Source organism: Kitasatospora sp. NA04385, assembly GCF_013364235.1.
In the GTDB taxonomy this organism is placed as follows: Bacteria; Actinomycetota; Actinomycetes; order Streptomycetales; family Streptomycetaceae; genus Kitasatospora.
This window is the reverse complement of record NZ_CP054919.1, coordinates 3,010,787-3,023,645: the sequence shown is the minus strand read 5'-3', so window position 1 is coordinate 3,023,645 and position 12,859 is coordinate 3,010,787. Positions and strand designations below refer to the sequence as shown.

Sequence of the window (12,859 nt, the reverse complement as noted above, 5' to 3'; positions counted from 1 at the left end):
CGCGGAGGACACCCATGGCAGCCGAGCCACGCCGCACCGAGTCGGGACTGCCGATCGAGCCGGTGTACGGCCCCGAGACCCTGGCCGGGTTCGACGCCGCGAGCCGGCTCGGCACCCCCGGGCAGTACCCGTTCACCCGCGGCGTGTACCCGACCATGTACACCGGCAAGCCGTGGACGATGCGCCAGTACGCCGGCTTCGGCACCGCCGCCGAGTCCAACGCCCGCTACAAGCAGCTGATCGCCAACGGCACCATGGGCCTGTCGGTGGCCTTCGACCTGCCGACCCAGATGGGGTACGACTCGGACGCGGCGATCTCCTCCGGCGAGGTCGGCAAGGTCGGCGTGGCGATCGACAGCGTCGAGGACATGAGCGTGCTGTTCGGCGGCATCCCGCTCGGCGAGGTCTCCACCTCGATGACCATCAACGCGCCCGGCTCGCTGCTGCTGCTGCTCTACCAGCTGGTCGGCGAGGCCCAGGGCGTGCCGTCGGGCCGGCTGACCGGCACCATCCAGAACGACGTGCTCAAGGAGTACATCGCCCGCGGCACCTACATCTTCCCGCCCAAGCCCAGCCTGCGGCTGATCGCCGACGTGTTCCAGTACTGCCGGGCCGAGATCCCCAAGTGGAACACCATCTCCATCTCCGGCTACCACATGGCCGAGGCCGGGGCGAACCCCGCGCAGGAGATCGCCTTCACGCTCGCCAACGGCATCGAGTACGTCCGCACCGCGGTCGCCGCCGGGATGGACGTCGACGACTTCGCGCCCCGGCTCTCGTTCTTCTTCGTCTCCCGCACCACGCTGCTGGAGGAGGTCGCCAAGTTCCGTGCCGCGCGCCGGATCTGGGCCCGGGTGATGAAGGAGGAGTTCGGCGCGAAGAACCCCAAGTCGCAGATGCTGCGCTTCCACACCCAGACCGCGGGCGTCCAGCTCACCGCCCAGCAGCCCGAGGTCAACCTGGTGCGGGTCTCGGTGCAGGCGCTGGCCGCCGTCCTGGGCGGCACCCAGTCGCTGCACACCAACTCCTTCGACGAGGCGATCGCCCTGCCGACCGAGAAGTCCGCCCGGCTCGCGCTGCGCACCCAGCAGGTGCTCGCCTTCGAGACCGACGTCACCGCCACCGTCGACCCGTTCGCCGGCTCCTACGTGGTCGAGGCGATGACGGACGAAATGGAGGCTCTCGCACTGGAGTTGATGGCCAAGGTGGAGGAGATGGGCGGCGCCGTCGCCGCCATCGAGCAGGGCTACCAGAAGGGCGAGATCGAGCGCACCGCGTACCGCATCCAGCAGGAGCAGGACTCCGGCGAGCGGACCGTGGTCGGCGTCAACCGCTTCCAGCTCGCCGAGGAGGAGCCCTACGAGCCGCTGCGGGTCGACCCGGCGATCGAGGCCCAGCAGGCCCAGCGGCTGGCCCGGCTGCGCGCCGACCGGGACTCCTCGGCGGTGGACCGGTCGCTGTCGCAGCTGCGCAAGGCGGCCGAGGGCACCGACAACGTGCTCTACCCGATGAAGGAGGCGCTGGCGGCCCGGGCCACGGTCGGCGAGGTCTGCGACGCGCTGCGCGGCGTGTGGGGGACGTACGTGCCGGTGGACCGCTTCTGAGCGGCGCGCCGCGGGGAACGGGCGGAGGGGCTGCCGGGGAGATCCCCGACAGCCCCTCCGCCGTGTGCGGCCGACTACTTCTTGATGGTGAAGGACTTGAAGAAGTTCTTGCCCGGGGAGCCCAGGCCGGTGGCCGTGTCGTAGCCGCGGTTCGCCGAGAGGCCGTAGTCCGCGCCGATCTTGTAGAGGCGGACGCGGAGCGTGCCGCTCACCACGCCGAGGTCGACCACGTTGCCGCGCTTGCTGTGGTTGGCGTCGTCGTTGACGTCGTGGAAGGCGCCGGTGCCGGCCCGGTCGTAGAGGGCCGGGTTGGCGAAGCCGAGGGCGCGGCCGCCGCGGGCCTGGATGGCGTTGGCGAACATCGCGGCGGTCTCCGGGGCGGAGACCGAGGTGCCGCCGTAGCCGCCCTCGCTGTAGGTGCCGCCGTCGGTGAAGCCGACCAGGGTGGCGGCGACCAGGTCACCGCTCATCGCGATGTCGGGGGTGGCGCGCAGCGGGGTCGCGGACTTGGTGCCGTCGGCCGCGGTCTTGGCGACCCGGTCGGAGACGACGCCCTTCTGGTACCAGGGCTGGGCGAAGTCCTTGGAGACACCGCCGCCGCCGCCGAAGTAGAAGGTGCCGGGGAGGGCCGGGACCCAGGACTTCTGGTCGGCGGAGAGCACCGAGCGCAGGTCGCCCATCGAGACCTCGTCGCCGTACTTGCCGGACTTGTTGTCCAGCTGGAGCGCGGTGCCGCCGACCGAGGTGACCCACGGGGAGGCGGACGGCCAGTCGGCCTGGGCCTGGTTGGTCTCGGTCTGGCAGTTGGCGCCGGTGGCGGCCGCGCCCGGGGAGCTGTCGCCGCAGTCGCCGGAGGAGAAGGTGAAGCCGATGCCGGTCACCGCGCCGAGCTGGAATATCTGGTTGTCGGCGGCGACCACGGCCGGGTCGATGTCGCCGGTGGTGCCGTGCATGATCTCGCCCCAGGAGTTGGAGACCACGTCGGCCAGGTGCCCGTCGACGACCTTGGCCATCGCGTCGTACAGGTCCTCGTCGTAGCAGGAGTTGCCGCCGACGTAGACGACCTGGGCGTCGGGCGCCAGGCCGTGCACCATCTCGACGTCGAGCGCCTCCTCGCCGGCCCAGCCGGCCGGGCCGCCGCACTCGTCCTGGTGGGTCCACTTGTCCGGCGTGACGTACTCGGTGTACTGGCCCGGCGTGAACGGCCGGTCGCCGTGCAGGGTCGAGTAGTGGTTCGCGTCCTGCTCCATGGTGGACAGACCGTAGGCGTCGATGATCGCGACCCGGGCGCCCCTGCCGGAGACCTTGGCGTCGCTGACGCCGTACGCCTTGCGCAGCTGGGAGGGGACGTACGAGCAGGGGGCGAACGGCTCGTTCTTCTCGTAGCCGGCCGGGGCGCCCTTGGCGGTCTTGGAGCCGTAGCCGTCCTCGGAGCAGGTCGGCACCTCCGGCAGGGTGGCCGGGGCCTTCTTGTCGGGGGCGGCCAGCCGGGCGGCGGCGTTCGCGCGCTGCTCGGCCTCGCGCACCGAGGTGGCGTCCGAGCTGTTCTTGTGGATCGCGTCGGCCAGGCCGGAGACGGCGAGCACCGAACCGGCCACCGCGGCGGGGACCTTGGCGTCCGAGGCGGGCGCGCGGTGGGTGCCGTCCGCGGTGCGGTAGTTGTGGAAGCCGGTGCCGAAGGCCTTGGCCATCGCGGCGGTGGAGCCGGCCACCTGCACGTAGTGGGCGGTGCTGGCGGAGACGGTCAGGCCCGCGCCGGTCACCCAGTCGGTGACCGCCTTGACCTGCTGCGGGGTGGCGCCGAACTTCGCCTGCACCTGGTCGGAGGACAGGTACTGGCCGTAGGCCGGGGAGTCCGGGTCGGAGACCGCCTTGGCGAGCGCCGCCAGGCCGCTGGCGTCGCGGCCGGCCAGGTAGATCCGGGCGGTGGCCGGGGCGGCGGCGTCGGCGGCGCCGGCGTCGGCCTGCGGGGTGGCCCACTCGGGGTGGGTGCCCGGCAGGGCCTGGGCGCTGTCCCCGGCCGGGGTGGCGGCGGAGGCCGGAACGGCCGCGCCGAGGGTAGCGAGGATCAGTGCGGCGGCGACGGTGGCCGGAGCGATGCTCCGGGCGAGCTTGTTGCGCGCGATGGGCACGTCGGTCCCCCCTTCTCTTGGTTCGACGGAGCGTCAGCTGCCCCTCGTGAGGGCGTGACGGGGCGCGCCGCGAGCGGAAGGCCCCCCACCGCGGCACCGGAGTTGACTGTGCGAAAGCTGTCTATTCGGACTGATGTACGCCGCTCAAGAGCAGGCCCGAAAGCTTTACCCCGGCATGACTCGATCGGGGGGAAACGTTTGGCCGGGCCGCCCCGGGGGTCCGCACGGGGCCGCCGCCGTGTCCGATCGCCGGGGCAGGTCGTTGCACACGGCGGAGACCTGGGCCGGAAAGGGCGGGCTGAAACGAAATGACATACCCATCTCGGCGGCCGCTATGCACCCATCCGGTGAGGAGTTCTCCGGAAGCCGGGCCAAAAGCCTCCCACCGGCCTACCCTTGTCAAGGTGAACGATCCTCAGCCGGCAGCCGCCGCCACCGTCACCGCCGCCCGTCCCCCCGTCGACCTGCGCGCCCGGGTGGCGTCGTACCAGGCCGAGTTGATCGAGCTGCGCCGTGACCTCCACCGGCACCCCGAGCTCGGCCGCCAGGAGTTCCGCACCACCCGGCTGCTGCGCGAGCGGCTGGTCGCCGCCGGGCTGGAGCCGCGGGTGCTGCCCGGCGGCACCGGGCTGCTGGTGGACCTCGTTCCGCCGGGCACCGCGCCCGGCACCCCGCTGCTGGCGTTCCGCGCCGACATCGACGCGCTGCCGATCGACGACGCCAAGAAGGACGTGCCCTACCGCTCCACGCTGCCCGGCCGGGCGCACGCCTGCGGGCACGACGTGCACACCGCGGTGGTGCTGGGCACCGGCCTGGTGCTGGCCCAGGCGCTCGCGGCGGGGGAGCTGACCCGCCCGGTGCGGCTGGTCTTCCAGCCCGCCGAGGAGATGATGCCCGGCGGCGCGCTGGACGTGATCGCGGCCGGCGGGATGGAGGGGGTCGGCCGGATCTTCGCCGTGCACTGCGACCCCAAGGTGCCGGTCGGCCGGATCGCGCTGAAGACCGGGGCGATCACCTCGGCCTGCGACAAGGTGCGGATCTCGCTGGACGGCCCGGGCGGGCACACCGCCCGTCCGCACCTGACCACCGACCTGGTCGGCGCGGTGGCCAAGGTGGCCGCCGAGCTGCCCGCCGGGCTCTCCCGCCGGATGGACCCGCGCTGGGGCGTCTCGCTGGTGTGGGGGCGGATCGCGGCCGGCTCCGCGCCGAACGTGATCCCGCAGCACGCCGAGCTGGAGGGCACCGTCCGCTGCCTGGAGCTGGCCGGCTGGCGGGAGGCGCCCGAGGTGGTGGAGGAGCTGGTCGCGCACCTCGCCGAGACCCACCGGGCCAAGTGGTCGCTGGACTACCACCGGGGCGTCCCGCCGGTGGTCAACGAGGCCGGCTCGATCGAGCAGCTGGAGACCGCGATGAACGCCCGGTTCGCCGAGGGCCGCGGCCCGGTGGTCGAGCCGACCGAGCAGAGCCTGGGCGGCGAGGACTTCTCCTGGTACCTGGAGCACGCTCCCGGCGCGCTGGCCCGGCTCGGCGTGCGCGGCCCGCACGAGAAGGGCGCGCGCGACCTCCACCAGGGCGACTTCGACGCCGACGAGCGGGCCATCGCGGTCGGTGTGGAGCTGTTCGCCGCGCTGGCCCTGGAGCACGCCCGGATCTGAGCGACCGGACCGCGCCGCGCCCCCCGGGATGCCGGGGGGCGCGGCGCGGCATCTTCTCGGCGCCTGCGGGGAGGCGTACCGTGGTGGCCCGATACCAGCCGGTAATGGGCAACGGGTTGAGCATGTGTGCGGCTATGTCCGGATTTGCCTGGGCGTACGACCACATTTTGATAACAACCCCGAAGCCCTCGCAGGCCGTAACACAACCGTGTTCTACGCGCGTTACGGTGGCGCTCGACCACGCCAACCGGGTGTGTGAGAAGGAGAAACTCCCTTGCGCCGTTCACTCAAGCTCGCCGCGGTCGTGCTCTCGGGTTCCCTGGGCATCGCCTCGCTCGCCGCCTGCGGCGCAAAGAGCACCGACAACAACTCCACCTCGGCCGGCGCCGGCAGCTCGTCGTTCAAGGTCGGCATGGCCTACGACATCGGCGGTCGCGGCGACCAGTCCTTCAACGACTCCGCCGCGCGCGGCCTGGACCAGGCCAAGAACGACCTGGGCGCCACCATCAACGAGGCCGAGGCCAAGTCCGGCGAGTCCGAGGGCGACAAGGAGCAGCGGCTCAAGTCCCTGGTGACCAGCGGCTTCAACCCGATCATCGCGGTGGGCTTCGTCTACCAGGACGCGGTGAACAAGGTCGCCAAGGACAACCCGAACGTCAAGTTCGCGATCATCGACTCCTCCTCCGCCGACCAGCCGGAGAACGTCACCTCGCTCACCTTCTCCGAGGAGCAGGGCTCCTACCTGGCGGGCGTGGCCGCCGCCAACAAGTCGAAGACCAAGCACGTCGGCTTCATCGGCGGCGTGCAGTCCGAGCTGATCAAGAAGTTCGAGGCCGGCTACACCGCGGGCGCCAAGTCCGTCGACCCGAACATCCAGGTCGAGGTCACCTACCTGACCACCCCGCCGGACTTCACCGGCTTCGCCGACCCGGGCAAGGGCAAGCAGGCCGCGCAGGGCCAGCTCGACAAGGGCGCGGACGTCATCTACTCGGCGGCCGGCTCCTCCGGCAGCGGCGCGATCGAGGCCGTCGCCGGCGCCGGCAAGTGGGCCATCGGCGTCGACTCCGACCAGGCCAAGCAGCCCGCCCTGGACAAGTACAAGGACCACATCCTCACCTCGATGGTGAAGAACGTGGACACCGCCGTGTTCACCTACATCAAGTCGGTCAAGGACAGCAACGCGCTGACCGGCGTGAAGAACTTCGACCTGAAGGAAGGCGGCGTGTCGCTGGCCACCACCGGTGGCTTCATCGACGACATCAAGGCCAAGATCGACGCCGCCACCCAGCAGATCACCAGCGGCGCCACCAAGGTCCCGACCGCTCCGTAAGGCGGACCGGCCCGCGCCGCCCGTCCCCCGGGCGGCGCGCGGCGGTTCGGCGGACCGCGCCGGCAGGGGCCCGGACGGACGCGCCCAGGCGCGCCCCGTCCGGGCCCCTGCCGGTTCCGCACCGGCCCCCGCGGCACGTCCCCTCCCGGGTTTCCCCCTGAGCCCTCAGCGCGACGAAGCGCCCGACGACCAGCAGGAGATCGCCATCACCCCCTCCGACTCCGTCCCCACGGACGGCACCCCGCGCGCGGGGACGGCGACACCCGCCGTCGAACTGCGCGGCATCACCAAGCGCTTCCCCGGCGTGGTGGCCAACCACGACATCGACATCACCGTGCGGCGGGGCACCGTGCACGCGCTGATGGGCGAGAACGGCGCGGGCAAGTCCACCCTGATGAAGATCCTGTACGGGATGCAGAAGCCGGACGAGGGCACCATCGCCATCGACGGCGAGCGGGTGGAGTTCTCCACCCCCGCGGACGCCATCGCGCGGGGCATCGGGATGGTCCACCAGCACTTCATGCTGGCCGACAACTTCACCGTCTGGGAGAACATCGTCCTGGGCGGCGAGCACCTGCACGGCATCGGCGCCAAGGCCAAGGCCCGCATCCGCGAGCTGTCCGACCAGTACGGCCTGGGCGTGCGGCCGGACGCGCTGGTCGAGGACCTGGGCGTGGCCGACCGGCAGCGGGTGGAGATCCTCAAGGTGCTCTACCGCGGCGCCCGGATCCTGATCCTGGACGAGCCGACCGCGGTGCTCGTGCCGCAGGAGGTCGACGCGCTGTTCGACAACCTGCGCGAGCTCAAGGCCGAGGGCGTCACCGTCATCTTCATCTCGCACAAGCTGCACGAGGTGCTCTCGGTGGCGGACGCGATCAGCGTGATCCGCCGCGGCACCACCGTCGGCGACGCCGACCCGCGCGAGGTCACCGCCCGGCAGCTCGCCGAGCTGATGGTCGGCGCCGAACTGCCCTCCCCGCAGAGCCGCGAGTCCACCGTCACCGACACCGAGACGCTCCGGGTCGAGGGCCTGCGGATCGCCAAGGCGGACGCCGAGGGCGTCGAGCGCGTCGTCCTGGACGACGTGTCGCTGCGGATCCGCCGGGGCGAGATCCTCGGCATCGCCGGCGTCGAGGGCAACGGCCAGGCCGAGCTGGTCGAGGCCATCATGGGCATGCTGCCGTTGGACGCCGGCACCGTCACGCTGGACGGCACCGACCTGACCGGCACCCTGACCCGGGTCCGCCGCGAGGCCGGGATCGGCTACATCCCCGAGGACCGGCACCGGCACGGCCTGCTGCTGGAAGCCCCGCTGTGGGAGAACCGCATCCTCGGCCACGTCACCGAGCGGCCCAACTCCAAGGGCGTGCTGCTCGACCCGGCCGGCGCCCGGGCCGACACCCAGCGGATCGTCGAGGAGTACGACGTCCGCACCCCCGGCATCGAGGTCACCGCGGCCTCGCTGTCCGGCGGCAACCAGCAGAAGCTGATCATCGGCCGGGAGATGAGCCACTCCCCGAAGCTGCTGATCGCCGCCCACCCGACCCGCGGCGTGGACGTCGGCGCGCAGGCCCAGATCTGGGAGCAGATCCGCTCCGCCCAGCGCGAGGGCCTGGCGGTGCTGCTGATCTCCGCCGACCTGGACGAGCTGATCGGCCTGTCCGACACCATCCGGGTGATCTACCGCGGCCGCCTGGTCGCCGACGCCGACCCGGCCACCGTCACCGCCGAGGACCTCGGCAGCGCGATGACCGGTGCCGCCACCGGCCACATCGAGTCCGCCCCGGAGGCCGTCGCGCAGGCGCAGGCCGTCGCCGCCGAGGGCACCGAGGCCGCCGACACCCCGGCCGGCACTCCGTCCACCGACACCGCCGACGACGACGAGGCGGGGGAGTAACCACATGACCAGTCCCAAGCCCCCGGCCGCACCCGCGGCCAAGCGGACGCTGCGCGAGCGCGTCGACCCGGAGCGGATCGGGCTCGCCCTGGCCGCCCCCGTGCTGGCGGTGCTGCTGTCGCTGGTCATCGCCGGCGCCCTGCTGGCGGTCTCCGGCCGCGACCCGTTCGACGCGTTCTCCATCATGTGGAACTACGGCACCGCGTCCGACGGCCAGGTCGCCGTGCTGAACAAGGCCACCGTGTACTACCTGGCCGCGGCCGCCGCCGCGTTCGGGTTCCGGATGAACCTGTTCAACATCGGCATCGAGGGCCAGTACAAGCTGGCCATGATGTTCGCCGCGTTCGTCGGCAGCCAGGTCGACCTGCCGGCCTTCCTGCAGATCCCGCTGCTGCTGGTCGTCGCCATGTGCGTCGGCGGCCTGTGGGCGTCGATCGCCGGCCTGCTCAAGGTCTACCGGGGCGTCAGCGAGGTCATCTCGACCATCATGCTGAACGCCATCGCCACCGCCGTGATCGGCGTGCTGCTGGTGCCCGGCATCTTCGCGCCGAAGACCAGCGGCACCACCAACTCGATCCAGACCGGCAAGATCTCCGAGTCCAGCCACTTCTTCTCGTTCGAGACCCAGGGCGGCACCCTGTGGGGCTTCATCGTGATCGCGGTGCTGGTCGGCGTGGTCTTCCAGTTCACCCTGAACCGCACCCGGTTCGGCTTCGACCTGCGCGCAACCGGCCGCTCGGAGACCGCCGCCGGCGCCTCCGGCGTCAACGTCAAGCGCATGGTGATCACCTCGATCGTGGTCTCCGGCGCGCTGGCCGGCCTGGTCGGCCTGCCCGAACTCATGCAGAACACCCCGTACTTCGGGCAGAACGTGCAGACCGGCCTGGGCTTCATCGGCATCTCGGTGGCGCTGCTCGGCCGCAACACCCCGATCGGCATCGCGTTCTCCGCGCTGCTGTTCGCCTTCCTGGACGCCTCCGGCGCCCAGCTGCCCACCCGGGGCGACTACCCGTCCGAGATCATCCCGGTGATCCAGGGCACCATCGTCATCTGTGTCGTCGTGGCCTACGAACTGGTGCGCCGCTACGGCCTCAAGCGCCAGCAGCAGAAGGTCGGCGCCGAGCTCGCCGCGCAGGCTGCCGCGGCCGCCCAGAAGGAGGTCGCGGCATGAGCACCGCAGTCGCCGACAAGCCCAAGTCGCCGGTCGCGTCCGCGAAGCGGACCAAGCTCACCTGGCCGGTGGTGCTGCTGCTGATCGCGCTCGCCCTGGTGCTGTTCGCCGTGGTCGGCGCCGCCACCGGCAACCACGGACTGACCTCCTCCGGCCAGATCAGCGCCGCGCTGGCCTCGGCCGTGCCGATCGCGATGGCCGGTCTCGGCGGCCTGTGGTCCGAGCGCGCGGGCGTGGTCAACATCGGCCTCGAAGGCATGATGGTGGCCGGCACCTTCTGCGGCGCCTGGGGCGGCTTCCTGGTCAACCCGTGGGTCGGGCTGCTGGCCGGCATGGCCGGCGGCGCGCTCGGCGGCCTGCTGCACGCGCTGGTCACCGTCACCTTCGGCGTCGACCACATCGTCTCCGGCGTCGGCATCAACCTGCTGATCCCCGGCATCTGCGCGTACGTCAACCGGATCTACTACAAGGACTACGTGACCGACGGCGCCGGGGCCAACCAGTCGCCGCCCGCCGACTCGCTGCCCGCCTTCACCTTCCCCGGCCTGTCGGGCTGGCTGGACGGCATCGAGCAGCACCACTGGTTCCTGGTCTCCGACGTGGCCGGCATCGTCCGCGGCCTGGTCACCGACCTGTCGGTGGTCACCCTGATCGCCGCCGCGTTCCTGGTCGCCAGCTACTTCCTGCTCTGGCGCACCGTGTTCGGCCTGCGGCTGCGCTCCTGCGGCGAGAACCCGACCGCCGCCGAGTCGCTGGGCGTCAACGTCTACAAGTACAAGTACCTCGCGGTGGTCTCCTCCGGCGCCTTCGCGGGCCTCGGCGGCGCGTACCTCTCGCTGGTCGCCGCGCACTTCTACCGGGACGGCCAGACCCAGGGCCGCGGCTTCATCGGCCTGGCCGCGATGATCTTCGGCAACTGGATGCCGGGCGGCCTGGCCGCCGGTGCGGGCCTGTTCGGCTTCACCGACAGCCTCCAGCTGCGCGACGCCGACTCGGTGCACGTGCTGCTGCTGGTGGTCGCCATCGCGATGGCGCTGCTGGCGCTCTGGCAGTTCTACCGCCGCCGGCTCACCGCCGGGGTGATCAGCACCGTCGTCGCGGGCGGCGTCGCCGCCTGGTACGCCTGCACCGACGAGGTGCAGCGCCCGCTGATCGTCGCGACCCCGTACGTGATCACCCTGGTGGTGCTCGCGCTGGCCTCGCAGCGGCTGCGGATGCCCAAGGCGGACGGCCAGGTCTACCGCAAGGGCCAGGCCAAGTGACGGCCCCCGCGGCGGCCGCGCCGGAGGTCGACTGGGAGGCGCTGCGGGAGGCCGCCCGGGCCGCGATGCGGCACGCGTACGCCCCGTACAGCAAGTACCCGGTCGGGGCCGCGGCCCTGGTCGAGGACGGCCGCACGGTGGTCGGCTGCAACGTGGAGAACGCCTCGTACGGGCTCGGCCTGTGCGCCGAGTGCGGGCTGGTCTCCGCGCTGCACGCCTCCGGCGGCGGCCGGCTGGTCGCCTTCACCTGCGTGGACGGCGGCGGCGAGCTGCTGATGCCGTGCGGGCGCTGCCGCCAGCTGCTGTACGAGCACGGCGGGCCCGGGCTGCTGGTCGAACTGCCCTCCGGGGTGCGCCCGATGAGCGAGGTGCTGCCGGACGCGTTCGGGCCGGAGAAGTTGTAGCCCTTTCTTGTGTTACGCGCGTAGAGTGTCGCGGGAGGACATCCCGCGGCACTCTTCGCATTTCACCTCTTCTGGATCTTCTGGAGCACCTGCATGGACGCCATCTCCGTCATCCGGGCCAAGCGCGACCGGGGCGAGCTGACCGACCCCCAGATCGACTGGGTCATCGACGCCTACACCCGCGGCGAGGTCGCCGACGAGCAGATGTCCGCCCTCGCGATGGCCATCCTGCTCAACGGCATGACCCCCCGGGAGATCAGCCGCTGGACCGACGCGATGATCCGCTCCGGCGAATGGATGGACTTCTCCTCGCTCGGCGTCCCCACCGCCGACAAGCACTCCACCGGCGGCGTCGGCGACAAGATCACCCTCCCGCTGGCCCCGCTGGTCGCCGCCTGCGGCGCCGCCGTCCCGCAGCTCTCCGGCCGCGGCCTCGGCCACACCGGCGGCACCCTCGACAAGCTGGAGTCGATCCCCGGCTGGCGCGCCCTGCTCTCCAACGAGGAGATGCTCGACGTCCTGCGCTCGACCGGCGCCGTCATCTGCGCGGCCGGGGACGGGCTCGCCCCCGCCGACAAGAAGCTCTACGCCCTGCGCGACGTCACCGGCACCGTCGAGGCGATCCCGCTGATCGCCTCCTCGATCATGTCCAAGAAGATCGCCGAGGGCACCGGCGCCCTGGTCCTGGACGTCAAGGTCGGCTCCGGCGCGTTCATGAAGAACCTCGACGACGCCCGCGAGCTCGCCCGCACCATGGTCGGCCTCGGCCGTTCGGCCGGCGTCGCCACCGTCGCCCTGCTCACCGACATGTCCACCCCGCTCGGCCTGACCGCGGGCAACGCGCTCGAAGTCCGCGAGTCCGTCGAGGTGCTGGCCGGCGGCGGCCCCGCCGACGTCGTCGAACTCACCCTCGCCCTCGCCCGCGAGATGCTCGCCGCCGCGGGCGTGCACGGCAAGGACCCGGCCGACGCCCTGCGCGACGGCTCCGCGATGGACCACTGGCGCCGCATGATCGCCGCCCAGGGCGGTGACCCCGACGCCCCGCTCCCGGTGGCCCGCGAGACCCACGTCGTCCCGGCCCCCGCCACCGGCGTCCTGACCGCCCTCGACGCCTACGCCGTCGGCGTCGCCGCCTGGCGCCTGGGCGCGGGCCGCGCCCGCAAGGAGGACCCGGTCCAGGCCGGGGCCGGCGTCGAGCTCCACGCCAAGCCCGGCGACACCGTCACCGCCGGACAGCCCCTGCTCACTCTGCACACCGACACCCCCGAGCGCTTCCCGTACGCCCTGGAGGCCCTGGCCGACGCCGTCACCGTCGCCCCGGCGGGCACGGCCTTCACCCCGGCGCCGATCGTGCTGGACCGGATCGGCTGACCGCCGCGGCCGGGGGCGGTGGGGCCGGGGGCC

9 protein-coding genes are annotated in these 12,859 nt (G+C 72.2%); 8 read left to right on the top strand and 1 reads right to left on the bottom strand.

The features are described from left to right. Positions 1-14: 14 nt before the first annotated feature. The gene (locus HUT16_RS13160; RefSeq protein WP_176188402.1) at positions 15-1,604 is read left to right on the top strand and encodes a methylmalonyl-CoA mutase; all 1,590 of its coding nucleotides are present in this window, start codon (positions 15-17) and stop codon (positions 1,602-1,604) included. 74 nt (positions 1,605-1,678) lie between these two features. On the opposite strand, the gene HUT16_RS13155 is transcribed toward HUT16_RS13160, so the two are convergent. Then, positions 1,679-3,736: a protease pro-enzyme activation domain-containing protein gene (locus HUT16_RS13155; RefSeq protein ID WP_254897792.1), complete on the bottom strand. Its 2,058-nt coding sequence runs from the start codon at positions 3,734-3,736 to the stop codon at positions 1,679-1,681. Between the two features lie 464 nt (positions 3,737-4,200). Between HUT16_RS13155 and HUT16_RS13150 the strand changes: the two genes are divergently transcribed. The 7 genes from HUT16_RS13150 (at position 4,201) to HUT16_RS13120 (ending at position 12,826) form a co-directional block, all read left to right on the top strand. Next, on the top strand, positions 4,201-5,391 hold the full coding sequence (locus HUT16_RS13150) for an amidohydrolase (RefSeq protein WP_176192653.1): 1,191 nt from the start codon (positions 4,201-4,203) through the stop codon (positions 5,389-5,391). Positions 5,392-5,665: 274 nt separating this feature from the next. Then, a complete protein-coding gene (locus HUT16_RS13145) occupies positions 5,666-6,721 on the top strand; it encodes a BMP family protein (protein ID WP_176188401.1) in 1,056 nt (351 codons plus the stop codon). A gap of 304 nt (positions 6,722-7,025) precedes the next feature. Then, positions 7,026-8,618, top strand: a complete 1,593-nt coding sequence (locus HUT16_RS13140) for an ABC transporter ATP-binding protein (protein ID WP_176188400.1) — start codon at positions 7,026-7,028, stop codon at positions 8,616-8,618. Positions 8,619-8,622: 4 nt separating this feature from the next. Next, on the top strand, positions 8,623-9,789 hold the full coding sequence (locus HUT16_RS13135; RefSeq protein WP_176188399.1) for an ABC transporter permease: 1,167 nt from the start codon (positions 8,623-8,625) through the stop codon (positions 9,787-9,789). Beyond that, positions 9,786-11,051, top strand: coding sequence for an ABC transporter permease (locus HUT16_RS13130; RefSeq protein ID WP_176188398.1), 1,266 nt, complete (start codon positions 9,786-9,788; stop codon positions 11,049-11,051). The genes HUT16_RS13135 and HUT16_RS13130 overlap by 4 nt, the downstream gene beginning before the upstream one ends. After that, on the top strand, positions 11,048-11,455 hold the full coding sequence (locus HUT16_RS13125; protein WP_176188397.1) for a cytidine deaminase: 408 nt from the start codon (positions 11,048-11,050) through the stop codon (positions 11,453-11,455). The genes HUT16_RS13130 and HUT16_RS13125 overlap by 4 nt, the downstream gene beginning before the upstream one ends. 93 nt (positions 11,456-11,548) lie before the next feature. Beyond that, the gene (locus HUT16_RS13120) at positions 11,549-12,826 is read left to right on the top strand and encodes a thymidine phosphorylase (RefSeq protein ID WP_176188396.1); all 1,278 of its coding nucleotides are present in this window, start codon (positions 11,549-11,551) and stop codon (positions 12,824-12,826) included. The last annotated feature ends 33 nt before the right edge of the window (positions 12,827-12,859 follow it).

Bases quoted from the DNA above. Each gene is read 5' to 3' on its own strand.
- HUT16_RS13160 (WP_176188402.1), top strand. From the start codon at position 15: ATGGCAGCCGAGCCACGCCGCACCGAGTCGGGACTGCCGATCGAGCCG.
- HUT16_RS13135 (WP_176188399.1), top strand. From the start codon at position 8,623: ATGACCAGTCCCAAGCCCCCGGCCGCACCCGCGGCCAAGCGGACGCTG.
- HUT16_RS13130 (WP_176188398.1), top strand. From the start codon at position 9,786: ATGAGCACCGCAGTCGCCGACAAGCCCAAGTCGCCGGTCGCGTCCGCG.
- HUT16_RS13120 (WP_176188396.1), top strand. From the start codon at position 11,549: ATGGACGCCATCTCCGTCATCCGGGCCAAGCGCGACCGGGGCGAGCTG.